The sequence below is a fragment of the Pseudoalteromonas ardens genome (genome assembly GCF_030125445.1).
GTDB lineage: Bacteria > Pseudomonadota > Gammaproteobacteria > Enterobacterales > Alteromonadaceae > Pseudoalteromonas > Pseudoalteromonas ardens.
In genome coordinates this window covers 620206-645677 of the sequence record NZ_JASJUV010000002.1, presented here as the reverse complement: position 1 = coordinate 645677, position 25472 = coordinate 620206, and the positions used below count along the sequence as shown (strand labels likewise).

Here is a 25472-nt window from a genome sequence, read left to right as displayed (position 1 = left end):
TACCTGACCCGGGAGCCCTCCATAGGGATATGTGTCCACTCGTACTTTTTTGAGACCGAAGCAACGCTTCGCAGCTCGCCGAACGCTTTATCGTGCAAAGTCGTGCTTTAGCGCGGCCTTTGCGCAAAGTGAAATGTAAAAAGCATGGTGGACCAAATTGTTATACAATGCTTCCAATGTCATTGCTAGGGCAGTGCTTTGCAGGGCCTCAGGCAATTCCAAACCTCTGTATCAAGCTCTCTCTTTAACGGGAAATGAAGCTTTGAAACTATAACGGAATTAAAAACAATAACAATTACTCAGGACAGTCCAAATGAAAGTCTCAGACTTATCGAGCGACCATTCAGACATTGAGCTCATCGCCAATTGGTATTACCAGCATTGGGACAGTAAAGACCCTCATGCCACAGTACAAGGCGTGATTGATAAAATATCGTCATCTGATTCACGCACAGGGTTCGCCGCCTATATTGATAATGAGTTAGTTGGTGCGGGCGAAATCAAACAGCAAATCGATTCTAATTATTCAGGCTATCGGCATTGGCTAGACGGCGTGTATGTGCCGACTGAACATCGTGGCAAAGGTATCTCAACGGCTTTGGTCGAGTTTGCGATTGCCAAGGCAATCAAGCTCAAGTTGCCTGCGCTGTATCTTCGCTGTGAAGCTCATTTGGTGAAGTTATATGAATCTCATGGATTTAGTGTCGTTGATACGGACGGACAGAAATTCATTATGGCACATACATTAACTTAGTGAGTAATCAGGTGCCCAGAGGCGGTGAACAGCCTCTGTGCATGAGTGACACACATTATACCTAGGAAGTCTTTGTGACAATCAATAGTAACGCGCAATTAATCGAGTATATTGCGAAATCAAAAAAGCCGAAGTTTGTTTTTTTCTGGGGTCATCAAAAGGCCAAATCAGGTATTTCCAAGTCTTGTTTCAGTCAATGGTATCCGGCTCACTTTGAGCAGCACGGGTTGATGTTTAAAACCGCAGAGCATTACATGATGTACCACAAGGCGATGCTATTTGATAATCACGATGTGGCGCTGCGTATTTTAGAATGTGGTCATCCTGGCGAGGCTAAAAAGCTGGGCAGAGCTGTCACCGGTTTTGATGAAGCCACCTGGAATGCTAAGCGATTTGATATTGTTGTCAGTGCAAACATGCTGAAGTTTGCTCAAAACCCTGAATTGAAGGAATTCTTGTTTTCAACCGGCAAGAGGATTCTGGTCGAGGCCAGTCCGGTTGATAAAATTTGGGGGATTGGCCTGGCAGAAGACCACGAATTTGCAAGTGTGCCTCAGAAGTGGAATGGACTAAATCTGCTGGGCTATGCTCTGATGGCAGTGCGCGACGAGTTGTTGCAGGACACTTAAAAACAAAACGGGCCTGATGGCCCGTTTTTTCAATTTAGCTTAATAGCAGCGCTGATCACATCACGCGCATGCCCGGTTGTGATCCCTCGTCCGGGTTAAGAATATAGATCTCTTTGCCACCGGGACCTGCTGCCAGTACCATGCCTTCGGACATGCCAAAGCGCATCTTACGAGGCTTCAGGTTGGCAACCATGACGGTGAGTTTGCCGATCAGATCTTCAGGTGCATAGGCAGACTTAATACCTGCAAACACCTGGCGAGTTTCGCCGCCTAAGTCCAGTGTTAGTTTCAGCAGTTTGTCTGCGCCTTCTACGTGCTCTGCGTTGGCAATTTTAGCGACGCGCAAATCAACTTTGGCAAAATCATTGAACTCGATTTCGTCCGCGATTGGGTCTTTGGCCAGTGGACTGTCCGCTGCAGGCTGAGCGCTCTGACCACCGACTTTTTTCTCCAGGCTTTCTTTAGAAGCATCAACCATAGCATTCACCTTATCCAGTTCAACACGTTGCATCAGGGCTTTAAACTTGTTGATCTCATGATCAACCAGCGGTGTGCCCAGGCTTTCCCATGACAGCTGCGTATTCAGGAATGCTTCAACATTTTTTGCCATACCAGGCAGAATCGGCTTGAGGTAAGTCAGCAAAGCCCGGAACAGGTTCAGACCCAGTGAACACACCTGGTGCGCACGCTCCAGAGTATCTTCATTTTTGGCCAATACCCACGGTGCTTCAGCGTCGATGAACTGGTTCGCTTTGTCGGCAAGGGTCATGATCTCACGAACAGCACGGCTGTACTCACGGTTCTCATAATGGCCGGCAATGCTGTCTTTGGCTGCAACAAAGCTGTTTAGCAAAGCCTCATCCATGACTGTGCTGCTGAGCTTACCGTCAAACTTCTTGGTGATAAAGCCTGCACAGCGACTGGCGATGTTCACGACTTTGCCAACCAAATCTGAATTTACGCGCTGCGCAAAATCTTCCAGGTTTAAATCAAGATCGGTCACGCCACTATTTAGTTTCGCGGCATAGTAATAACGCAGGTACTCTGGGTCCAGATGTTCTAAGTAGGTACGCGCTTTGACGAAAGTACCTTTTGATTTAGACATTTTCGCACCATTTACCGTCACAAAGCCATGAGCAAAGACGTTATTTGGCTTTCTGAAGTTTGCCCCGTCCAGCATCGCCGGCCAAAACAGGCTGTGGAAGTAGATGATGTCTTTACCAATGAAATGATATAGCTCTGCATCTGAGCCTTCAGCCCAGAACTCGTCAAAGTTCAGGCCTTGCTTATCACACAGGTTTTTGAAGCTGGCCATGTAGCCGATTGGCGCATCCAGCCAGACGTAGAAGTACTTGCCCAGGGCTCCTGGGATTTCAAAACCAAAGTAAGGTGCATCACGACTAATATCCCACTGTTGCAGGCCATCTGCAAACCACTCGTCCAGTTTGTTGGCCATTTCAGCCTGCAAGCTGCCGGAACGTAGCCAGGTTTTCAGCATGTCTTCAAATGCTGGCAAATCAAAGAAAAAGTGCTCAGAGTCTTTTAAAATGGGCGTTGCACCGGACATCGCCGATTTAGGCTCAATCAACTCGGTTGGACTGTAGGTTGCGCCGCAGGCATCACAGCTATCGCCATTTTGCTCCTCTGCTTTACAGTTTGGGCAGGTTCCCGTGACAAAGCGATCAGGTAGGAAAATACTTTTCTCTGGGTCGAACAACTGTGAAATAGTACGCTTTTTGATATGACCTTTGTCGTTAAGACGCGTATAAATTAATTCACTCAGCTCGCGGTTTTCATCACTATGCGTGCTGTGGTAGTTGTCAAATTCAATGTTGAAGTCGGCGAAATCACGTTGTCTTTCTATGCTGACTTGCTGAACCATCTCTTCAGGTGTAATGCCTTGCTTTTGTGCATTAAGCATAATAGGGGTGCCGTGTGCATCATCGGCACAGACATAATAGGTTTCATGGCCTTGTTGTTTCTGGAAACGCGCCCAGATATCAGTTTGAATATACTCCAACAGGTGACCCAGGTGGGTCGGCCCATTGGCATATGGTAATGCACTTGTTATGAGAATTTTTCTCTTTGTCATAGTTATTCCACGAATATAAAGCGGCTCAGTTTGGCTCTGTAGATCTGGCGGCTGGCATCACGCTCGGTGCTTATCTAGGCAGAGAACAAAAACTTCGGACCGGTCAGCGCGTCTAATATTGATAAAAGACTGACCAGAACGGCTGGGAAAATCCCGGCAGACGCGAATTTGACTGGTTTTAATGAGGTGAATGTTACATAATTCCAGCGCCCATTTCATCATCTCAAGGCGTTTTATTTGTATGTTTGGTATTGAAAAACTATTTACCAGGAAGGACCCAATAAAAGAACAGATTAAAACTCACCTGCAACACTACCGCAGTGCAATATTTCCAATGGGAATTGATCCGCAGTGGATCACAGAGATCATCTCTGGAAAATCGCAGGATGGGTCCTGGCAAGTGTCACTGAAGCTGCCTTTTGCGGCGTCAGGGCAGGGTACGGTTTTGTCCTCACATCTGAGTGATTCTCTCAATACAGATATTCAGGTTACATGCCACAGCGAGGTCGCGGGCAGTACCCAGTTTAAGCAAATCAAGCATATTGTTTTGGTGGCATCAGGTAAAGGCGGAGTGGGTAAGTCGACTACTGCCGTTAATCTGGCTGCCGGACTGGCGTCCCAGGGGGCACACGTCGGTATTCTGGATGCGGATATTTATGGTCCGTCAATCCCCTCATTATTGGGGCTGGCCGGGCAACAGCCTGAGGCAATCGATGAAAAGACTTTAAAACCGTTTGAAAAAGACGGTATTCGGGCGATGTCCATTGGCTTTTTGGTACCAGAGGACGACGCAACGGTTTGGCGGGGGCCGATGGCTTCGCAAGCATTAACACAATTGCTGAATGAAACAGCCTGGGGTGAGCTGGATTATTTGATAGTCGATATGCCGCCTGGAACAGGGGATATTCAGCTGACCATGACACAAAAAGTGCCTGCCAGCGGCGCTATTGTGGTCACCACGCCGCAGGATCTGGCTCTGGCCGATGCACAAAAAGGTGTCGCAATGTTCAATAAAGTGAACCTGCCTATTATTGGTCTGATCGAAAATATGAGTTATTTTTCGTGTCAGCATTGCGGTGGTAAAAATGCGATTTTTGGTAGTGAAGGGGGCGCTAAACTGGCCGCACGTCACGGTGTTCCTTTACTTGCTGAAATTCCGCTTGATACCGGGATCCGGGAAAACTCGGAACAGGGCGCTAACATCACAACCCAGTCGCTGGCGATAAAAGACCACTACATATATTGTGCGCAGTTGATGAGCAGCATGTTGTATTTACAATCACAATCGACTCAAGGGGTCGAAATTCTAATAACGGATGACTAACTAATGAGACTCTCCGACAGAGATATAAAAGAAGCTATAAAAAAACAACACATTCAAATCGAGCCATCACCGGCAGATGAGATGATCTCAGGCGTTACCGTTGACTTGCGTCTGGGCAACAAGTTTCGGGTGTTCCAGGACCATGCTGCGCCTTACGTTGACCTGAGCGGACCTAAAGAGCAGATCAATGCCGCAATGGAATCCATTATGAGTGATGAAATTGTGCTTGAAGATGGTCAGGCATTTTTCCTGCACCCTGGTGAGCTGGCGTTGGCCATGACTTATGAATCAGTGACGTTACCTGCGGATTTAGTTGGCTGGCTGGATGGTCGATCTTCACTGGCTCGGCTTGGCTTGATGGTGCATGTAACAGCGCACCGCATAGATCCAGGTTGGTCGGGCAATATCGTGCTGGAGTTCTATAATTCGGGCAAGCTGCCCCTGGCACTGAGACCCAAGATGAAGATTGGTGCATTGAGTTTTGAAACCCTGAGCAGTCCTGCTGAAGCCCCTTACAATATGCGAAAAGATGCCAAATACAAAGGGCAAAACAGCGCAATTGCAAGTCGGATCAGTGATGATAATCGCTGATACACAGAGCACACATTAAATCTATCTGGGAGTATGTGGCGACTATCAAAACCGTCACATACCACAGCCTTATTCCTCCTTCCTTGCGCCAGCAACAGTGAGAATTTTTTAACTTGATACTGGCAATTCAAACTTCAGCTTCCATACTTAACATTACCGCTACATCGTAATGTGTAAAATTGATATTCGCACTGCGTTGTTAGCACTAATCCGAAACCAGCGAAACAAGCCTCTGCTGCAACTGGTTCGCTGATTGGCTGAGCTATTTATACCACTTGCTCAAGGAGGTTGGGATGTGGTCAGGCGTGATACGCGTGATAGCAGTATTGTTGATTGTAACGACAGGCCTGATTTTTGAGAGCCATGCTCAGCGCAGTGATTTTTTCGCAGGCGATCAGGCTCCGATGTCGCTCTCAGCTTATAATGATGCGACAAATCAATTGTCTCTGGCGGAGATCCGTCAAATGACGGCGCAAATGTCAGAGTCAGAGCAGAATATTAAATTGCAGCGAGGCATCGCAACTTGGGTACGGGTCGATATCCCGGCCAATACACAAGGTGAACAAGTATTATATACTCAGCCAGTGCAGGGGGTTCTCAAGTTCTACCTTGAGCGCGCTGGTAAGCTAATCCAGTACACATTGATTGCACCGGCTAAAGAGCTTGCTTCACCTGCTCAGGCGGTGCTGCCACATATCAAAGTGCCACGGGGTGAGCTTAGCGCACAACTCTTTATACAGGCTCAGGGCACGCATCCCCAGGTATTATCCATTTCCATGGTGTCAGAATCCGACTTTGTGCAGTTATTTAGCCACAGGGTATTCTTGTTTGGTGTTGAGACGGGCAGCATTTATTTTGTCGCTTTTTTTCTTGTCATGATGGCTGTTTCTCAGTTTAGGCCGGGGTTACTGGCTATAGCGGGATACGTCATGCTTATTGCGCTAATTAGTGGCGCTGAGAGCGGCATAAATGTGTTGTTGTTCCCGACAGTGATCAGTGGCGCGTTGGTGACATATAGCAGCCAGTTTTTCTTGCTTGCTTTGGCTTGCGTGCTGTGTTTCTTCCATTATTTTGCAGCGCAAAAGCGTCTCAATGAGCAGCACAAGTATTATCTGTGGCGTTTGCTGTGGGCCCTGTTACTGGTAGTGTGTATTAGTGCGCCGTTACATGCCAGTTACCAGCTGTTGTTTCAGGTGATGGCTGCTTTGGTGGTGACCGCTTATGTGGCCTATATACTGTGCGTACAGCCTCCCCAACATCAACGCGAAGCGCGTTTGCTTGCCCTTGTTTTTGCGCCCGCGTTGGTGTTATTGGTGATCCTGATGCTGGGGCAGCTGGGCGTGCTTGCCAGTTCACGTTACTATTTACTCAATCATGCTTTACTGACGGGGCATGTGCTAATGCTGGCTTATTTTGTTTACTGGCATGAAAGGCAGAAAAAGCTGTTGTTACTCCAGTATGCAAACCATGACAAAGAAACCGGGCTGCCAAACCGGCATATGTTACAAAAAGCCCTTGATGGTTTGCAAAGCACGCATCAGCATCACACATTGGTGATGTTTCGACCTAAGGTGCTGAGTGTGATCAGGCTGAATATGGGCTGGGATTACGCTGCGATTCAGCTCAAATCGTTATTGAAAAAAGTACAAGAACAGTTGGATACCTATGGTCGGGTAACGATTGCAGCTGAGCCGACCAGTAAAACCCAGATCTATCGGCTGGATGACACCCTGTTTGCTATTGTCTTGCGTGGTAAGTTAGAGTTAAGTCAGGTTGAGCAGTACGCATGTTTGCTGGCATCTATTTTTGAAGAAGGGATCAACTTTAAAGGAGAGTTGCTTGTTGATCAGCTTGAAATTGGCGTAGCCAGTAACCCTGTTCATGCGCAAACGACTGAAGCGCTGATGCAGCGCGCTTTACAGGCAATATCGGCACGACCGCTTGGTACGCAAAAATGGCAGTTGTTCGATCATAACGATTCGTTGTATTTGGAACGACGGATCAAGGTGGCATCATCGCTGAAATATGCAGTTTCGCAGAATCAATTTACCTTGTATTTTCAGCCTCAGGTAAAGTTGCAGCAAGGGGAAGTATTTGGCGCTGAGGTGTTATTGCGCTGGCATCATCCTGAGTTGGGTGTTATTCCGCCGGATGAATTTATTCCCATTGCTGAAGCCTCTGGCATGATCCCTGAAATTACCGATTGGGTGGTCGAGCAGGCATTATCTTTACAAGCCGAGCTATGTAGCATTTACTCGCATCATGTTATGTCACTCAATGTCTCTGGCAAAGACATTGGCCGAAAAGATCTGGCGGTGCAATTGATAACTTTGATCAGTCAGTTAAATTTGGCACCATCCCAGCTTATGTTGGAAATTACAGAGTCTGTTACCCTCGCTAATGAAGTAGATCTGAATGAGATCATTGATGGTTTTAAGCGCCTGGGCGTTAAAATGGCCATTGACGATTTTGGCACAGGGTATTCTTCTTTGGCATATCTCAGCCAGCTCGGGGTTGATGAGATAAAGATAGATAAGAGTTTTGTCATGAATATCGCCAGCTCAGCAACCAATCAGACGATTTGTAAGGCGACCTGTGATATGGCACACAACCTGGGCTCTATGGTGGTTGCTGAAGGTGTTGAAAGCGTGCATTGTTACCAAATGTTGAAGGCGTTTGGCTGTGATATTGGCCAGGGGTTTTATATTTCCAGACCACTTCCGTTTGAAGAATATAAGATGTGGTTAACGCAATTCATTGCGCTTGACGATATAACGCAGCACCTAGCATCTGAAAATAGTTAGTTGTGGTTGTCTGCGTTGCTGCCGCGATACCGGGATCGGGAAATCCGCCCTGGTGTTGTAATGGAGAGTCGAGCACGTCATCTACCAAAAAGGCGTTGTGGATCTGAGGATGATTCGCAATGACCCATTCAAATGCACGTGCGGTCAGTTCCTGTGGCTTTGCATAATATTGGCCACCACGGGCTTTATCCAGCAACAGGGCATGTTTAAAATAATCGCTTGGTTCGTTTGTGCTACTGCTCAGAAATAACAAACGAAATAATACATCGAGCTGCTGATTAAGCGGGTGTGACAGTATAGGCGGCTGCACCAGCCACAGTGCGGATGCAAAGTCGTGTGCGCGAACCTCATGGAACATGTGTTTGGCAATGTAGTGGTCAAAAGCGTGCCACCATTCGTGCGCGAGTGCGCCACCTCCTGCGTTCTTAGCCAGTGCCAGAGTACGTTTGTTGCTATCATAATGTGCCTGCACACCGGCCTGCCCACCACTACCGAAGGCCAGATTTAATGTACCTCGCAAGCCAATAGTAACAGGGGGCAGTGACAAGATCTGGGTGAGATCAGCCAGCGCATCGTAGAGCAGGTTAGCTGCAATATGTTGCTCTTCCTTACTTACCCAGGCGCCTAAGGTAATGGTTTTAAAACCGAAAGTTTCTTTGATTTCATCAAAACTGGCTTGATCGCCAAATCGGTAATCCGGACCATCACGGAAAAACTGGCGTTTTAATCGATTAGTTGAGCGGTTATTCGTCACTCAGATACCTAAGTTTTACATGATCTGGCATATGCCTGGTTTGCTGTTCAATCATACCAGCCAACGCTTGATAGAAAGGGGCAGGCGGGATCTGCTCATAAAGGTATAAAAAATGGGCAGTCGCTTCCAGCGTTGACAGACTGAATGCCTGCTCAGCTTTACGTATATGGTACTGGTTTTCTGGCAAGTTCGTGAACGAGACATGTGGGAGATTCATCAGCCAGGGGTTAAGCATGAGTATTTTATGCACCTTTTTCCAGGTTCCGTCCAATACCACCAGTGTTTCTATCTGTGGCTGGCCTTGCTGATTTCTTGTGTCATCAAGCGTCAGTGCGTTGTCAGAAGGGTAAAGTAGTGCGCAGGCTTGCGATTGTAGTTGTGTACGGGTTTCGCTAAAGTCTGCTTCCGACTCTCCTTGAATGACCTCGATATTACTCAGTTGCAGTGACAGTAATCGGACCGTGTTTTTGGCTATTTTGGCCTCACTGGGGTGTTGTAATACCACTATTTTACAGCGATTGTGAATGGTACTACCCAAAAATGGGCAGACGCATGTCTGAAGCGGAAAGTGGCAGTGATCGCAAAGGGCTCGTTTCATCGCATTATTTTACTGTTTTTTCTGTCACAGATCATATCATAGTTTGCAGTTTAGGGCCCTCTTAGCTAGCATTAACAATATAGTGAGGCTTTTACTGGGTTTGTTAGCCAGATAACGAAAAGGACTAATATGAATGTAATTATTGATGAAGCTTGCCTGGATACGATGCAGTCCCTGTTAGGTGAGCAATTTTCAGACACTTTGGTATTCTGTATCAGTGAATTTGAACGGCTGGAACGTGAAGTTCGTGAGTCGTTACCTGTAGATCTGGAGGCCGCGACACGCAACGCGCACAGCCTAAAATCGAATGCGGCACAGTTCGGCGCAATGAGCTTGTCTGACAGTGCCCGTGAGATTGAACTGTTTCTGCTGGAGGGAGATGTCAATTCTGCCAAAGAATCGTTAAGCAACTTATCCCAACAGGTAGCTGGCTCTACGGTAAAATTGCAGCAATGGCTGATGGCCAATGCTTAGAATGATGAGCTTCGCTCGCGTGCGAGTGTTGCTCGACCCGACTGCACAATTGGCACGATGAGCTGTTAGCGTTTCGCGCTACAGATAGATATTCTTTTCAGTAAAATCAATCCACTCCCTCTTTTTATCTTCATCAAGAAATGTTCTTTTCTTCCTGTCATTGGGGCGCTATTCTAGGAGCCTGAATGGGGAGAAATAATGATAAAAATTACTAAAAGCAGCAAACTCAATGGGGTGTCCTACGACATTCGTGGTCCTGTGTTGTCACAGGCTAAGAAAATGGAAGATGAGGGAACTAAGGTTCTCAAGCTGAATATCGGCAATCCGGCAGCCTTTGGCTTTGATATGCCTGAAGATATGCACCGTGACATCATTCGCAATCTGTCGGATGCTCAGGGCTATTGTGATTCTAAAGGGCTCTATTCTGCCAGAGTCGCTGTTTACCAGCATTATCAGCAAAAAAACCTGCCAAATATCAGCGTAGATAATATATTTATTGGTAACGGGGTGAGTGAACTTATCCAGATGATCACTCAGGCATTACTGAATGATGGCGATGAGGTACTGATCCCAGCGCCCGATTATCCGTTATGGACGGCTTCAGTTAAGTTGTCAGGGGGTAAGCCTGTACATTATTTATGTGACGAAGCTGCTGATTGGTTTCCCGATTTGGCTGATATACGCGCCAAGATTACCCCCAAGACACGTGCACTGGTATTGATCAATCCGAATAATCCAACCGGGGCTGTGTATAGTAAAGCTTTGCTGGAGGGGCTCATAGATATTGCCCGAGAGCATAACCTGTTGCTGCTCAGTGATGAGATCTATGAAAAAATCCTTTACGATGATGCCCAGCATTGGTCAATTGCCTCCTTGTGCGATGATCTACCCGTAATCACCCTTAATGGCCTTGCCAAAACGTACCGGGCAGCCGGTTTACGCATGGGCTGGATGGTATTAAGTGGCAAAGTGTCCGCTATGAAAGACCTTATCGATGGCCTGAACATGCTGGCATCTATGCGTTTATGTGCCAATGTACCGGCGCAATTTGCTATTCAGCAGGCACTGGGCGGGGTACAGTCGATAGATGCATTGATCCAACCCGGTGGACGATTATATGAGCAACGTCAGATAGCATGGCAAGGGCTGAATGATATGCAGGGCGTATCTTGTGTCAAACCTATGGGGGCATTATACGCGTTCGCTAAAATTGACACGCAACATTTCAATGTGAAAAATGATGAGCGAATGATGCTTGATTTGTTGCGTGAAGAGAAAATTCTGTTGGTACATGGCAGAGCGTTTAACTGGCCTCAGCCTGACCACTTCCGTCTGGTGTTTTTGCCTCATATGGATGAGCTAGAGCCAGCTATGGAGCGAATGCAGCGCTTTTTCGAACACTATCGCCAGCAATAACGGGTTCTGTATTGCTGACTTAGTCGCATATGTTGTCAATGTACTGGTCATACAGCGTTGGCAACATAGCCAAAATAGTTTCTTTCGCTGCAACGTCATGAGTATCAATAACGGTTGTCAGTGTTTCCAACGATAATGCCGCCATCATTTCTGTCGCACAACGACGGTGGCTGATGTGCCAGGGTTCAGCCGCAACGCCTCCCTGGTAACGCTGATAGGGCCGAAAGAACCCAAATTCTGCCAGATGTTCGCTCATCCAGGCATTAAATTCGCCAAAAGGCCCATCTTGCTCATACTCCCAGGGCTCCAATTGAAGCTGTTGTCCATCCGGCAGGCAATTGCGTGCGTAAACGTCCAGGTCGGTGCCAAAGTGATGCCGACTTGCCCCTGGCAGCGCAGAGTAGAGCATGATTGCGTGGACACATGCTTGTGGCGATAACGAAGACAGGTCAACCGGTTTATTTTGACTGTTCAATACCGGACGCACGCCTTTAACCTTATTGTTCCAGATCAAGCACTGACGGTGAAAGTCACGATGTGCCGATGCGATACTGAAGGTAAACCCGGCGCGCTCGGCAGCTTTGCCAAGCGCGCTGAGGTCACGTTGTACGGCACTGTGCACATACACATCATTGAACGCAACCAGATGGCTGGTGGAAAGGCCTGATGCTTGTGACGCGAGTGTGTTGAGCTGGTTCATGTAAGTAGTTTTTCCAGAATTAGCTCGTAAATTGCGGCAAGTTGATCGAGAGATTCCGTACTCACACATTCATTGACCTGATGGATGGTGGCATTTACCGGGCCCAGTTCAATCACCTTACAACCGGTTTGCGCGATAAAGCGGCCATCTGATGTTCCGCCAGTGGTTTCCGGGTTTGAATCAATTCCGGTGACTGTTTTGATGGCATCCAGGGTAACACTCAGTAAAGGACCCGGCTCTGTCAAAAAGGGCAGACCGTTGAGTGTCCAATTCAGCTCATAGTCGAGGTCATGTTTGTCGAGTATTTCGGCTACACGTGCCTTGAGTTGCTCTGCAGTTACTTCGGTACTAAAACGAAAATTAAACTGCACATCCAGGCTACCCGGGATGACATTACCGGCGCCGGTGCCACCGTGGATATTCGAGATCTGAAAACTGGTAGCCGGGAAAAAAGCATTGCCCTGATCCCAGCAGGTGGTGCTGAGTTCAGTCAGCGCGGGTGTACTTAGATGGATTGGATTCTTGGCTAAGTGAGGATAGGCAACATGGCCTTGTACTCCCTTGATGGTCAGGTGCCCCGTGAGTGAACCACGACGTCCGTTTTTCACCACATCGCCAAGCTGATCCCTGGATGAGGGCTCACCAACCAGACACATGTCTATTTTTTCATTTCTTGCTTCCAGCAAATCTACCACTTTGGTGGTGCCATTGATAAAGGGGCCTTCCTCGTCAGAGGTAATTAAAAAGCTGATCGACCCTTTGTGATCTGGAAAGCGGGTGACAAAACGTTCAGTCGCCACCACCATAGCAGCCAGGGACCCTTTCATATCGGCAGCACCGCGGCCATGCAGCATACCGCCGTGTATTTCACCCGAAAAAGGCGGGTATTGCCAGTCACGTTCGTTGCCAACGGGCACTACGTCGGTGTGGCCTGCAAAACAAAAGTGCGGCCCCTCATTCCCTTTGCGTGCCCAGGTATTGAGCGTATCAACGAAGAAGTGCTCTTCGACATTAAATCCCAGTGCACTTAGACGGGCATTGATCATTGCCTGGCATCCGGCATCCTCAGGCGTGACGGAAGGGCGCTGGATCAGTGCCCTTGCCAGTGCGACTACTTCGCTGTGTCCCTCACTCATAGTGAGAATATTTCCTGATACTGTGGTGCTTTAAAGCCCAGGTGATATTGGCCGGCATGCAGTAGAATAGGGCGCTTAATCATGGCGGGGGCGGCTAACATATGTGTTTGTGCACTGTCAGCATTCAGGTTTTGTTTGTCCTCATCGCTGAGTGCACGATAGGTGGTACCACGTTTGTTCAGTACGTTTTCCCAACCCAGTGCCGCAACAAATTCAGCCAGCATCTGCGCATCGAGCCCGTCTTTGCGGTAGTCGTGAAAGGTGTAGCTGATGTCGTTTTGTTCAAGGAATTTCTTTGCTTTTTTAATCGTATCGCAATTGCTGATACCGTACATAATGGTGGTCATAAATTACATGCTCTGGATAATGTGATAAGCGGATCTTTACCCGCAGTGACTTGATTTAAAGGATAATAACACGGTCCCAGTTTGTCTGCATTGAGCAATAGCAGGGTGCCCAGCACATCGACATCGCCCGGTACATCGAAGTAGCACAAGATATCGCCCATCGCGACGTGTTTTTTACCATAGCTGTGCTGAATGAGGTGTTCAGTTCTTCGGTACTCAGCCGGGATCAGTAGGTGCAATAGCAGGAGCAATCCCGATTTTGTTCTGAGCACAAACTCACAACCGTGTTGACTGATTTTTTCTACCTTGGCGGGACAAGGTGCCAGCATCATCGCCGAATTCAATTTTACACAGACGCCGGGGCCCAGCATGCCGCTAGAAAATAATGCCTCTGGATGCTGGCTCGCTGGGTGAACCTTACCCGTAAATGGGCTGGCAATATGCATGATCGGATTAGCAATTTGGGCAATGGGGGCGTAATTAATTTGCTGTGATAAGTGCATCAGACAAACAGGTATCCGTCTTTTTTGAGCGCTTTAATAGCGTCGGGTAGTTGGGTTTCTTTAACCAGAATATAGTCAGTGTCGTAGGTGGAAATGGAAAAAATGGAGACATTGGCACTGGCCAGTACGCCAGATATGTTGGCCATGATGCCTGTGAGCGAAAACCCCAAAGGGCCAATGACTTCCAATGCGCGCCAATGTGGCTCTGTGGCGAAGCTGTTAAACACCAGGTCGCTGGGACAGACAATCGAGAGCTCTTCAGAGGTTTTGGCGATGAAGAAAATCTCGGCTGACATTACTTCTGCGGGCACAGCCTGATCACTATCCAGACTATGGATGGTAAAATTGTGTGGCAATACCTGTAATGTTTGCTTCGACATATCCGAGTCCCGACATCTTCGACTCTGTAATAGTATAGTCAAGCATAGCCAAAAGAAACCTTTTTCCGTTGGCTGCACAGCCCGTCAGGTTATAATTCGGGAAGTGGGCATACTTCCCGAATTAGACCACAGATTGCCCGGCGGTGTTACAGGTCGTTTTGTCCCGCCTGGATAGCGGTCAGTGCGATGGTATACACGATATCATCAACTAGTGCACCACGGCTAAGGTCGTTCACGGGCTTGCGCATACCCTGTAGCATCGGACCAATACTGATCAGATCGGCGCTCCGCTGAACGGCTTTGTAGGTGGTGTTACCAGTATTGAGGTCCGGGAATACAAACACCGTAGCCTTTCCTGCTACTTTACTGTTCGGCGCTTTCTTACGTGCCACATTTTCCATAATGGCTGCGTCGTATTGCAGCGGTCCGTCAATATCGAGGTCCGGGCGTTTTTCCTGTGCAATGCGCGTTGCTTCACGTACCTTGTCTACGTCAGCACCCTGGCCAGAGGTACCCGTGCTATAGCTGATCATGGCCACTTTTGGCTCAATGCCAAATGCAGCGGCAGACTCTGCAGATTGAATCGCGATATCAGCCAGTTGCTCAGCGGTTGGGTCAGGGTTAATGGCACAGTCACCATAAACCAGGACCTGATCGGGCAGTAGCATAAAGAATACAGAGCTGACCAGGGATGAATCTGGGGCAGTTTTGATGAGTTGAAGTGGCGGGCGGATCGTGTTTGCAGTGGTGTTGACCGCGCCTGATACCAGACCGTCGACCTTGTCCTCAGCCAGCATCATTGTACCCAGTACCACATTGTCTTGTAGTTGCTCGGCAGCGACAACTTCAGTCAGGCCTTTGTTTTTGCGCAGTTCAACCATAGGTGCAATGTACTTCTCAACTTCTTCTTGCGGGTCGAGAATGGTGACATTGTCGTTGAGTTCAACACCTTGTTGTGCAGCGATACGTTCTATCTCTTCGCGCTCTCCCAGTAATACCGTTCTGGCAATACCGCGCTCGCCACAGATTGCTGCGGCCTTAATCGTGCGAGGTTCATTGCCTTCCGGCAGTACTATGGTCTTGTTCGCTTTGCGCGCAGAGTCTGTCAGCAAGAAGCGAAAAGCGGGTGGTGATAACTTTCGTGTCCGGGCCACGCCCTGAGCCAACGAATCGAGCCAGTCAGCATCAATGTGATCGGCGTTATGCTGCTTTACTTTGTCGATACGCTGTTCATCATCAGCCGGGACTTCCATGTTGAAGTTATGCAGCAATAAAGACGTTCGCCAGGTATCCGCTGTGGTCGCTAAAATTGGCAGGCCGGTTGCCATAGCTTGCTCACATAGTTCCATGATTTTGGCTTCGGGTTTGAATCCGCCAGTGAGCAAAATAGCACCAAGCTTAGTGCCATTCATAGCACTCAGACAGCCAGCAACGAGAATATCAGAGCGATCACCTGGCGTAACCAAGAGCGCGCCTGGCGTAAAATGGTTCAGGATGTTTGAAACTGTTCTGGCACAAAAGGTCACTCGTCTTAACCGTCGGTGTGCCATGTCACCGGCGTTAATCACTTCTGCGCCCAGGTAATTACTCAGGTCAGCCACACGTGGTGCAACAAGATCAAAGTCCCAGGGAATAGCACCCAGTAGCATAAACGGGTGCTTACGGAAGATTGGTAATGAGGCGAGCCTATTAATTTCATTTTCTAGCTGCTCGGGTTCATGTTGATCAACCAGATCCGCACGCGCACGACCATCCTCGTCCAGTGGCGCGTTTACCTTGTTAAAGATGCAACCCAATACCCGCGGATGGTCGACGCCACCATAGTTACCTGCGGCAATCTCCAGACGATCCTCTAGTTGATCGTTGCTGTCATTGCCCGGGGTGAGCACAAATACGATGTCCGCACCGAGTGTTTGCGCGATCTCCCGATTAACTCGACCTGCATAAGGCTGACGACGGGTAGGGACCATGCCTTCAATGATAGCCACTTCACCCGGATTGATGGCACTTTCAAAACGCTCAACGATTTCTTCGAGCAAATCGTCGCCTTTCCCGTCACCGATCATTTGCTCTGCGTAGCTGAGCTCAAACGGTTTTGGTGGAGAAATCGAAGAGCCTTGTTGGACGATTAAAGTTGATTTTTCAGGGCCTGTGTCTTCTTTTCGAGGTTGTGCAATCGGTTTAAAAAAGTTAACCGAAACGGCTTTTTGCTCCAGCGCACGGACTATTCCAACTGACACTGACGTTAAGCCAACACCGGTGGAAATAGGGATTAACATAATACGACGGCTCATGGCTTATTGCTCCTGTGCCAGTTGCGCTGCATCATGGGCAATCACCCACTCTTCATTAGTAGGGATGACTAATGCCTTGGGGCCAGTACCCGTGCGTGTAATTTCGCCCTGCTTGCCGAAGCGAGCATCCAGGTTCGCTGACTCATCAATTGTCATACCTAAGAACCCGAGTTGTTCGACAACGTTTGCCCTGATCGCATCAGAATTCTCGCCAATACCGCCAGTGAACACCACGGCATCTACACCACCCAGTGGCACGGCAAAACTGGCAATTTGTTTAGCTAAGCGATAACAGAACATCTCCAATGCCAGCGTTGCTTGTGGGTGTCCGTCCGCTGCCGCCTCTTCAATGGTGCGGCAGTCATTCGACAGTTCACTGATCCCCAGCAGACCGCTTTGTTTATTCAGTAACGTGTCGACTTGTTCAACGCTGTAATTAAGCTGATTAACCAGATAGGAGAAAAGCCCTGGATCGATGTCGCCACTGCGAGTGCCCATGATCAGACCCTCCAGTGGCGTGAGTCCCATGCTGGTATCGACTGATTTACCGTCTTTTATCGCACACACTGAGCAACCGTTACCCAGGTGCGCGGTAATAATACGAGAACTTTTCTGCTCAAGCCCTAATGCTTTGATGGCCTGAGTCGATACAAAGTAGTGGCTGGTACCATGGAAACCATAGCGACGAATACCATGGGTTTTATACAGGTCATAAGGCAAAGCGTATAGGTAAGCACTGGGGGCCATGCTCTGATGGAACGCGGTATCAAAGACGGCAATTTGTGGTAAGTGGCTAAATGCCTGGGTAGCAGCGTCAATGCCGAGCAGGTTAGCCGGATTATGCAATGGCGCCAGATCTGCGGTTTTAACAATAGCCTGGTGCACGGTGTCATCTATCAGTGCTGATTGTGTGAAGTGCTCACCACCATGGACGACTCGGTGACCCACAGCCACCAGTTTATTGTCGAGGTTGAGGGATTTGACCAGTTCGACAAGTTTGTCGATGGCAATCTGATGCGCATCGCCAGCATTAAGCGTGATGATGTGTTTTTCGCCATCATGTTTATATTTAATTTGTGGGCTGTCTTCGCCGAGGCGTTCAGCGAGCCCTGAAAGGTGTTCCTGAGCGGTGTTTGGGTCTATGATTGCGAACTTGAGGCTGGAGCTGCCACAATTGAGTACCAGAACATGGGTAGATGACATAATGACTATCCGTTTTGACAATAACTGTTATTGCGTATTAAGCTAAATGAAAAGGCGCATTTAGCTTAATATTAGACTAAGGTATAATTGACGAGTATAAAGTTAATTTTACCCGATTTTTTTGAGAAACGTTAGGCCATCGATATTGGTTTATCGTGTTTTATTGCGAGTTTTATTGATTGTTAAGCAGGCGCTGGTCGATGGCAGGTAAGCAACGGGTTAATGGTGTTGCTTGGTTTCCTGAAATTGACTAAATGTAAGTTGCCCGTTGCGGTTTTAAATCAATATAATGCGCAGAGAGTTTTCCCTCGCACCCGGGAGTTATGATGCAGAAAAGTCTTATTTCACAAGTGCAACTTGGACGTCAGTACGCCAAAGAATGGCCAATGCGCAAGGAATTGACGCTGTTATTTCCCGAATTCAGAGTGATTAAAGCCACTGAATTTGCCCTTCAGGTAATGCCTGCGCTGGCGATTATTTCGGTCTTTGTTCAGACTTCGTACTTGGGAATGGCTTATTTACCTCAGGCCATTACGATTGCGCTATTTTTCTTATCTTTGCCTGTTCAGGGTTTACTTTGGCTTGGTAAGCGGGCTGATACACGGTTGAATCCGGCTTTGAATAGTTGGTATAAAGAGCTTCATCACAAAATGGTGGCCAATGGGTATCAGGCCGATGCAGCAAGGGATCCCAAGTATCGTGAACTGGCGAAGCTGCTGAACGATATGTTTGAGAAAATGGACAAAGCATTTGCAAAAGAAAACCTCTGAGATATCAGAGGTTTTTTTATGGGTTATACAGGCTGTTCAGTAAACTGCTCAGATCTTTGATAGCGCGTGATCAGAAACGAAAAGGTGACCTCGTGATGGCTTGCTTGCTCTAATGCCTGGTAGTGGCTTTCTTTAAACTTCCATGCAAAAGGCGTCATTTTGATCAAATGCTTAATGACGTCTGTGGCGACCTTATGCGTCTGCTCAAGTTGTTGCTGAGCCACTTCAGTAAAGCCCTGTGGGCAGTCTGGTGCATCATGTAATCTCACTTCATCATAAATATGTGTTTTAAGTTCGTACAAGTGCTTAGGACCTGGACTGACAACCAGCAACTGGCCCTCAGGTTTGAGTAAACGCGCCATCTCATCAGCAAATACAGGCGCAAACACACTCAGCAACACATCTGCTTGGTGTTCGACAAATGGTGCATCTTTAATTGAGGCAACACTAAACTGGACTTGAGGGTAGCGTTTTGCCGCGTAACGGATCGCCGGTTTTGAGATGTCTACACCAAATACCTGGCTGGTTGCTGGCAGCGCGTTGGCAATTGCCTGAGTATAAAAGCCTTCACCGCACCCTAAGTCGATAACAGACTCATTGGATAATGTGGCTATGGTGTGTGCCAGGTGAGTTTGTAAAAATTGATAGTGCGCGGTGGCAAAAAAGTTGCGCCGTGCCTGAACCATGTCTAAATTATCACCCGGCTGGCGGGACTTCTTAAACTGAACCGGGAGGAGATTAACATACCCTTCTTTCGCTACATCAAATTGATGATTGTGTTCACAACGAAGCGTTTTATCTTGTTCAGTCAAAGGTGCTGAGCAAATGGGGCAGCGATAATGTAGCGTCATTTATCTAAGTAATCCCTATCGTAAAAGGTTTTGACCCAGTGAGGGCGGTAAGTGATCAGTAAAGTGATGGCCATGCCATTCAGCATGGCTTCTGGAAACCACATGATGATCGCATAAAAGATATAATTGTCGACCAGTACAGGCCAGTCATAAAGTCCAATGCTAAGGTAATATAGTGCACTTATTGCTATTTTACTGGCTGCAACGAGGCCGCCACACAAAAATGCGCAGACAAAGATATAGACAAAAAAATGACGACTGAGAAAGTGATAACAGAGTAAAAACAGGCCGTAGCTGAGATAAACCGGAAGTAGTGCGGTAAACAGCCAGAATGTCCATAAGTTTTCGATGGGCATGGGACCAAAGAAGTAACTGAGCAAAGTCGCGAGCGTGGCACATAACAGGCCCATATGCCAGCCGAGCGTGAGTGTTGCTGCGGTGATCCCCAAGATATGGATAGACAGGTGTGGCAAGATACCCGCCTGGATCTGCCATAGCAGTGCCAGCACCAGGGCACAAGCCAATACGCCGGTTTGTCTTGCCGGTGTTTGTAGCAATGCCTGGTACTGCTGTTTGTTGAAGCTCAGGGCAAACAAGCCCATCGCCATAAGTGCTGTTAACATGTCAATTACAGGTCAAAGGTCGCCCAGACTGGCGCATGATCTGAAGGCTTTTCGATACCGCGCAGTTCATAGTCGATATCACTCTCAACACATTTAGCCATCAAAGGGGCAGTCGCAAGGACAACGTCGATACGCAGTCCGCGATTGTCGTCAAACCCTTTAGAGCGATAATCAAACCACGAGTACTTCTCGCTCGCATCCGGAGTTAGCTCACGGAAAGTATCTTTCAGGCCCCAGTCGAGCAAGGTTTGCAGCCATTCGCGTTCTACAGGCTGGAATGAACACTTACCTGTTTTTAGCCAGCGCTTACGGTTAGGCTCGCCGATCCCGATATCCAGATCGACAGGAGAAATATTAATGTCACCCATTACAATTAAATGCTCACTGTTATCGGCAGTGCTGTCCAGGTGGGTCATCAAATCCGCATAAAACTGACGCTTGTATGGAAATTTGGTCTCGTGGTTAATATTGTCACCCTGCGGGAAGTAACCATTCATAACCGTGACATCTTCACCGCTGTTACTTTCAAAAGTACCGATTATCATGCGTTTTTGGGATTCTTCTGTGTCTGTTGAGAATCCCTTTTGGATCTGTTTAGCCGGCTTTTTTGAGAGCAGTGCAACACCATAGTGGGCTTTTTGGCCGTGAAAATAGACGTGGTAGCCCATCGCTTCAACGTCAGCGACTGGAAAGGCTTCATCATGGACTTTGATTTCCTGCAAACCGATAACATCAGGTTGATGTTTGTCGATCAGAGCCTGAAGTTGATGCAGACGGGCACGCAGACCATTTATATTAAATGAGATAACTTTCATAGTTGTTGTTCTTTAATGTGCAGAATTGAGTGGTGTTAAGTCTATCATTTATGTCTGTGTGAATGGAGAGGGTAGCGAGATTTTCCCTTGTTGCGTTTGAACCCGAAGATGGTATGCAAGTGGGGAATCATGTGTTCCATAAAACGGTATTTATGATGCGCAGATTTGTTAATGAACGCGAAAATTGTAACCGCTTTAAAGCGCCTGATTAGGGAGTTGTGAATAGGCTATTAAATGATCAGGAAAGTTTGTTTTTACCATTTACAAGGTGGTTCTTGTATATATAATGCGCACCAATTCGTTCATTTGGGGTAAATTATGTTTAAGTCTCTCTCTCTTGTTACACTGATCTCGATTGCATCTTTTTCTGCTTCTGCTGGCGCACAGGTTGTGAGTGGCAACGCATCACCAGAATCTAAAGTATGTGCTATCGCGGCAGAGCAAGGTCTGAGTGCTGCACGTGCGTATGGTTCCAAGCACGGTGTGTTCGTATCGCGTTTTTCTAAAACACTTGAGTGTAACGGTGAAGATATCCGTTCATTTGCCAAGCAAGCTAAAGCTGAGTCGGCGAATGAGCAAGCAAAAGTAAAGCTTGTTGCTAAAAATGGCACGATCGCGACTGAATTATGTCTTAAGGCTGCCAAAGAGGGACTATCAAGTCTGGATAAATTCCGTCATCAGGCACGTAACCTAAAGTGTAACGATGTACCTGTTAAGCAGTTTATTAAAAATATCAATAATACTGCTATCTAACTACTTGCTATCAATGCAATAAAAAGCCCGGCCTGGTATGCCGGGCTTTTTGATCTTAGCGAAAAATTCATTAATAAAGCGCGAAAGCGCAATGCCTACTTAATTTGTAATCTCTTTTGTTTGTTTTAGTTTGATCTTTTGTATTTATGTGTTCTTAAGTTGTTTTCTCTGTGTTATAAAATATTTGCAATTACAAATATAATTAACACTATGGAGAAGAGGAAGAATGAAAAAGGGGATTACACTCACTGCACTGGCTGTTTCTGCAGTACTAACAGGCGGCTTACAAACGGCGATGGCGGAAGAAGGTGAAGTTGAGCGCATAGAGGTGACTGGCTCGCATATCAAGCGTTCTGATATGGAAGGGCCTTCGCCGGTACAAAGCATTTCTGCGGCTGATCTGGCCGCAACAGGCTCAACAGACCTGATTGGCGCTTTACAGAAATTACCTGTAGCAGGCACGGGGACCTTTAGTACTCAAGGTAACTCCAGTGATGACACGGCAAATGGTGGTTCCAGCGTTGCACTTCGCGGGCTTGGTGCATCATCCACTTTGGTACTGATTAATGGACGGCGGGTTGCTGTCAGCCCGTTTGCGAAAGACATTGAAACGTCGTTTGTTGATTTAAATACTATACCGGTTTCAGCAGTAAAGCGCGTCGATGTGTTAAAAGACGGGGCGTCTGCAACCTATGGTTCAGATGCAGTTGCGGGGGTAATTAACATTATCTTGCGCAACGACATCGATGGCTTTGAGGTGGCAGCTAAAATATCTGACACGTCAGACGGTGGCGGTGAAGAGCAGAACTTTACTTTATTATGGGGTAATTCAACCAGTAAAGGTCATCACAACTTTACGCTTGATTACTTTAAGCGCGGCGATATTTTTTATTCAGACAGAGATTATACGGCAACGGCTGATCAGACTTTCCGGGGCGGTAATAACTCACTGAGCTCGTCTGGCTTCCCTGGCAGCATTGAAGTAGTACGCAGTATGTTGACAGATGAGCAGTGGGAACGGCTGCCAGTAGTGCGTACCGAGGATGATGGTACGCAGGTTCGTCAAACCTTGTTCGCTGACGAGTGGGGAAATGATGTCTGTCCGACAGAGATGATTATAGGGAATATTTGTCGTTACGATTATGCGCCACATATGAGCCTGGTACCCTCAACCGAACGGGTTACTTTTAACTATAATGGTGTGCAGGAAATTATGGATGGTGTTGAAGGTTTTGCGGAATTTTCGGCACAACACGCTTCAACTTTCATTCAGGGCGCCGGTAGCCCGAGCTTTACGGAACTGAATATGGCAGGTGATAACCCAAATCACCCCTTAGCTGATCAGCCCGGTCACTATCTCCATGGTGTGGACATTTCAATGCGGCGTCGTACCGTAGACATCGGTAACCGTAAGAAAGACGTCGACTCAGAATACTATCGTGCAGTGATGGGGATGCGAGGTGAGTGGCAGGACTGGGAGTGGGAGTTTGCATATTCTGCCATTCGTTCCAGTGCTGTCGAAAAAGGTTTTGACGGTTTCCCGAATAAAGTGCGCGCCCAGCAGGCGATTGATACAGGACTTTGGAACCCGTTTGAACCCAGCACGAATACGCAAGCCGGGTTGGATTTCTTTGAAACTACCACAACGCGTTACGGCTCATCCACTATGCAGTCATTAGACGGTACCATTTCTGGCGAGTTGTTTGAATTTGGGGATGGTTATGTATCGGCGGCATTTGGCTTTGAGCACCGCTATGAAAAAATTGAAGATAATCCGGATAGCCAGTATATCCGCGGAGAAATATTCGGCACGGAGGCCACTCAGGCCAATGGTGATCGTGACAATACAGCAGTGTTCGCAGAATTCAGTGCGCCGTTACTGGAAAACTTAGAGCTTCAGCTTGCATTGCGTCATGAAGACTACAGTGATTTTGGTAATACCACGGATCCTAAGGTGGCTTTTCGCTGGACACCCATCGACTCAGTTGTGGTTCGTGGCTCCTGGGGAACCGCATTCCGTGCACCTTCACTCGTTCAGTTACACCTTGGCCGTACTGATGAGTCACCCAGTGTAATTGATAAAGAGCGTTGTAAACAAACAGGTGATGATGCCGATTGTTCCCCGACTGAATATACGGCCATCGTTGCAGGTAACAAGCAATTGCAACCTGAGGAGTCGGAAAACTTTAATCTGGGCGTGATTTGGCAGGCGACGGATACCTTCAGCATTGGTGTTGATTACTGGAATTATGATCAGGAAGACTTGATCAAGAAAATTGGTGCACAGAAATTGGTTGATTGCTGTGGTTCCGATCCTAACCTGGTGGTGCGTGCACCGAATCAGGGAAGCACCTTAGGCCGGATCCTGACAATCAATGATACCTTTGTGAATATTGGTGGTCGTGAAACGGATGGTTTCGATCTGGACATTGAATACTTACTGAATACGTCCGACATGGGTGAGTTCCGATTCAATTACAATTTGACGTATACACTGAACTTTGAAGAGCAATCGTTTGAAAGTGACGACGCTGGCAATACCAGTACGGTCGTTGAAGATCTCAATGGTGAGTATCAGCACCCTAAATATCGCTGGACAGCTGGTGTTGACTGGTCAATGGATGATTTTGTTGCCAATCTGAGTTTTAATTATGTCGATAAGAATTTGGATCTGGCAGACAGCAATGGTGATAAATATGAAATTGACTCCTGGACGACAGTTGATACCAGTGTCAGCTATATCGGCTACGATAAACTGACTGTAACCATCGGGGCATCAAACCTGTTGAACGAAGAGGCACCGCTGGCGCCATCTGAATCAATGGGTATTGATAACAAAACCCACAGTGCGTTGGGCCGTCAGGTCTATTTGAAGTTTGGCTACCAGTTTTAATTGAGCCGAAGTCAGAATAGTAAAAAGCCGATGACATCGTGAAGATATCATCGGCTTTTTAATGATAGCTTAGTGCTGTATTTCAGGCGGGAAGTTTGCCAGAATTTCGGTAACCGTCTTATTAATTGATTCGGTACGCTGCTCCGGGGTTTGCTTGGCACGTAACCGGTTCTCTTTGGCACCACGCCAAACCAGCTGGTTGGAAGTTCGGTCAATAATGTCTACCACAAGCGTGCCAACCTTATATTCCCGTGCCGTAGTATGGTGATCTACACCCCATCCCCAATAGCTCCAGCGTGCCCCATAACTGACTTTAAAAGTGTCCACTTCTAGCTTTTTGTCAACTGCCACATGGTAGTTGATCAGAATATCAGCGACAGTGGCGTCAACTAACTTAAATCCCTGCTTTGCCATTTGTTCGGTGATGGCGTTACGAATGCGTTTTTCCATTAACCCATTGATTTGATAATTTTGCGGGCGTGCTTGTAAGCTGGCTTCAGCAGACCAGGCATAGGTCTTATAGTTTGTAAATTCAACAGACTTGTCGTAGTCCCAGTCCGGGGTGGTGCCACAGGCACTGAGCATCAGTAAACTTGCCACGACGGCAAAGGTCCTGGTGCTGACAAGGTATTTTTTAAGTTGGTTCAGCATGGTTTACTCCTTAAAAACAAAAAAATCTAACGCTTACCTAAGTATACGACAGTTAAAGCGCGAAGATCATCACAAAAAAGGGCACTCAATTGTGCCCTTTTGATATTAATTGTGTTC

General features: G+C 47.4%; 24 protein-coding genes. 10 read left to right on the top strand and 14 right to left on the bottom strand.

Annotation, left to right across the window (positions count from 1 at the left end):
* Positions 1–313: 313 nt before the first annotated feature.
* Together QNM19_RS07800 and QNM19_RS07795 are read left to right on the top strand one after the other, a co-directional pair.
* Positions 314–754 (top strand): GNAT family N-acetyltransferase, encoded by a 441-nt coding sequence (locus QNM19_RS07800; protein WP_049865981.1) that lies wholly within the window; start codon positions 314–316, stop codon positions 752–754.
* A gap of 74 nt (positions 755–828) precedes the next feature.
* A complete protein-coding gene (locus QNM19_RS07795; protein WP_049865980.1) occupies positions 829–1383 on the top strand; it encodes an NADAR family protein in 555 nt (184 codons plus the stop codon).
* Between the two features lie 55 nt (positions 1384–1438).
* Here the strand turns inward: QNM19_RS07795 and metG are convergent, their stop codons facing one another.
* Positions 1439–3475: a methionine--tRNA ligase gene (metG, locus tag QNM19_RS07790; RefSeq protein WP_049865979.1), complete on the bottom strand. Its 2037-nt coding sequence runs from the start codon at positions 3473–3475 to the stop codon at positions 1439–1441.
* Between the two features lie 241 nt (positions 3476–3716).
* Between metG and QNM19_RS07785 the strand changes: the two genes are divergently transcribed.
* The 3 genes from QNM19_RS07785 (at position 3717) to QNM19_RS07775 (ending at position 8194) form a co-directional block, all read left to right on the top strand.
* Complete coding sequence (locus QNM19_RS07785) at positions 3717–4799, top strand: Mrp/NBP35 family ATP-binding protein (RefSeq protein WP_284026690.1); 1083 nt, start codon at positions 3717–3719, stop codon at positions 4797–4799.
* A gap of 3 nt (positions 4800–4802) precedes the next feature.
* Positions 4803–5390, top strand: a complete 588-nt coding sequence (dcd, locus tag QNM19_RS07780) for a dCTP deaminase (protein WP_010381646.1) — start codon at positions 4803–4805, stop codon at positions 5388–5390.
* A 293-nt stretch (positions 5391–5683) separates the two neighbouring features.
* The gene (locus QNM19_RS07775) at positions 5684–8194 is read left to right on the top strand and encodes a putative bifunctional diguanylate cyclase/phosphodiesterase (RefSeq protein WP_284026563.1); all 2511 of its coding nucleotides are present in this window, start codon (positions 5684–5686) and stop codon (positions 8192–8194) included.
* Here the strand turns inward: QNM19_RS07775 and QNM19_RS07770 are convergent.
* On the bottom strand, positions 8145–8948 hold the full coding sequence (locus tag QNM19_RS07770; protein WP_049865975.1) for a CLCA_X family protein: 804 nt from the start codon (positions 8946–8948) through the stop codon (positions 8145–8147). The genes QNM19_RS07775 and QNM19_RS07770 overlap by 50 nt on opposite strands.
* On the bottom strand, positions 8938–9546 hold the full coding sequence (locus QNM19_RS07765) for a tRNA-uridine aminocarboxypropyltransferase (protein WP_284026562.1): 609 nt from the start codon (positions 9544–9546) through the stop codon (positions 8938–8940). Before QNM19_RS07765 ends, QNM19_RS07770 begins: the two co-directional genes overlap by 11 nt.
* A gap of 129 nt (positions 9547–9675) precedes the next feature.
* Between QNM19_RS07765 and QNM19_RS07760 the strand changes: the two genes are divergently transcribed.
* Together QNM19_RS07760 and QNM19_RS07755 are read left to right on the top strand one after the other, a co-directional pair.
* Positions 9676–10020, top strand: coding sequence for an Hpt domain-containing protein (locus QNM19_RS07760; protein ID WP_284026561.1), 345 nt, complete (start codon positions 9676–9678; stop codon positions 10018–10020).
* 198 nt (positions 10021–10218) lie between these two features.
* Complete coding sequence (locus QNM19_RS07755; protein ID WP_284026560.1) at positions 10219–11436, top strand: pyridoxal phosphate-dependent aminotransferase; 1218 nt, start codon at positions 10219–10221, stop codon at positions 11434–11436.
* 19 nt (positions 11437–11455) lie between these two features.
* On the opposite strand, the gene QNM19_RS07750 is transcribed toward QNM19_RS07755, so the two are convergent.
* The 7 genes from QNM19_RS07750 to QNM19_RS07720 form a co-directional block, all read right to left on the bottom strand.
* Positions 11456–12136, bottom strand: coding sequence for a M15 family metallopeptidase (locus QNM19_RS07750; protein WP_284026559.1), 681 nt, complete (start codon positions 12134–12136; stop codon positions 11456–11458).
* Entirely contained in the window at positions 12133–13272 is a 1140-nt protein-coding gene (gene dapE / locus QNM19_RS07745) for a succinyl-diaminopimelate desuccinylase (RefSeq protein WP_284026558.1), read from the bottom strand. The genes QNM19_RS07750 and dapE overlap by 4 nt, the downstream gene beginning before the upstream one ends.
* A complete protein-coding gene (locus QNM19_RS07740) occupies positions 13269–13619 on the bottom strand; it encodes an ArsC family reductase (RefSeq protein ID WP_010381631.1) in 351 nt (116 codons plus the stop codon). The genes dapE and QNM19_RS07740 overlap by 4 nt, the downstream gene beginning before the upstream one ends.
* Complete coding sequence (locus QNM19_RS07735; RefSeq protein WP_010381628.1) at positions 13616–14122, bottom strand: PTS glucose transporter subunit IIA; 507 nt, start codon at positions 14120–14122, stop codon at positions 13616–13618. Before QNM19_RS07735 ends, QNM19_RS07740 begins: the two co-directional genes overlap by 4 nt.
* On the bottom strand, positions 14122–14502 hold the full coding sequence (locus QNM19_RS07730) for an ACT domain-containing protein (RefSeq protein WP_049866567.1): 381 nt from the start codon (positions 14500–14502) through the stop codon (positions 14122–14124). Before QNM19_RS07730 ends, QNM19_RS07735 begins: the two co-directional genes overlap by 1 nt.
* Positions 14503–14648: 146 nt before the next feature.
* Positions 14649–16796, bottom strand: a complete 2148-nt coding sequence (gene pta / locus QNM19_RS07725) for a phosphate acetyltransferase (protein ID WP_049866566.1) — start codon at positions 16794–16796, stop codon at positions 14649–14651.
* A 3-nt stretch (positions 16797–16799) separates the two neighbouring features.
* The gene (locus tag QNM19_RS07720) at positions 16800–17999 is read right to left on the bottom strand and encodes an acetate/propionate family kinase (protein ID WP_284026557.1); all 1200 of its coding nucleotides are present in this window, start codon (positions 17997–17999) and stop codon (positions 16800–16802) included.
* A gap of 326 nt (positions 18000–18325) precedes the next feature.
* Between QNM19_RS07720 and yfbV the strand changes: the two genes are divergently transcribed.
* Positions 18326–18769 carry a terminus macrodomain insulation protein YfbV gene (gene yfbV, locus QNM19_RS07715; RefSeq protein ID WP_284026556.1) on the top strand — a complete coding sequence of 148 codons (444 nt, stop codon included), beginning with the start codon at positions 18326–18328 and terminating at the stop codon, positions 18767–18769.
* Positions 18770–18792: 23 nt separating this feature from the next.
* On the opposite strand, the gene rlmA is transcribed toward yfbV, so the two are convergent.
* The 3 genes from rlmA to xthA are packed head-to-tail and all read right to left on the bottom strand — an operon-like array spanning position 18793 to position 21058.
* A complete protein-coding gene (rlmA, locus tag QNM19_RS07710; protein WP_049865102.1) occupies positions 18793–19620 on the bottom strand; it encodes a 23S rRNA (guanine(745)-N(1))-methyltransferase in 828 nt (275 codons plus the stop codon).
* A complete protein-coding gene (locus QNM19_RS07705; protein WP_284026555.1) occupies positions 19617–20243 on the bottom strand; it encodes an energy-coupling factor ABC transporter permease in 627 nt (208 codons plus the stop codon). The genes rlmA and QNM19_RS07705 overlap by 4 nt, the downstream gene beginning before the upstream one ends.
* 5 nt (positions 20244–20248) lie before the next feature.
* Positions 20249–21058: an exodeoxyribonuclease III gene (gene xthA, locus QNM19_RS07700; protein WP_049865103.1), complete on the bottom strand. Its 810-nt coding sequence runs from the start codon at positions 21056–21058 to the stop codon at positions 20249–20251.
* A 318-nt stretch (positions 21059–21376) separates the two neighbouring features.
* On the opposite strand from xthA, the gene QNM19_RS07695 reads away from it, so the two are divergent.
* Together QNM19_RS07695 and QNM19_RS07690 are read left to right on the top strand one after the other, a co-directional pair.
* Entirely contained in the window at positions 21377–21811 is a 435-nt protein-coding gene (locus QNM19_RS07695) for an exonuclease III (RefSeq protein ID WP_284026554.1), read from the top strand.
* Between the two features lie 226 nt (positions 21812–22037).
* Positions 22038–24704, top strand: coding sequence for a TonB-dependent receptor plug domain-containing protein (locus QNM19_RS07690; protein WP_049865105.1), 2667 nt, complete (start codon positions 22038–22040; stop codon positions 24702–24704).
* Between the two features lie 69 nt (positions 24705–24773).
* Here QNM19_RS07690 and QNM19_RS07685 read toward each other — a convergent pair whose 3' ends face one another.
* A complete protein-coding gene (locus QNM19_RS07685) occupies positions 24774–25355 on the bottom strand; it encodes a DUF4136 domain-containing protein (RefSeq protein ID WP_049865106.1) in 582 nt (193 codons plus the stop codon).
* Between the last annotated feature and the right edge of the window lie 117 nt (positions 25356–25472).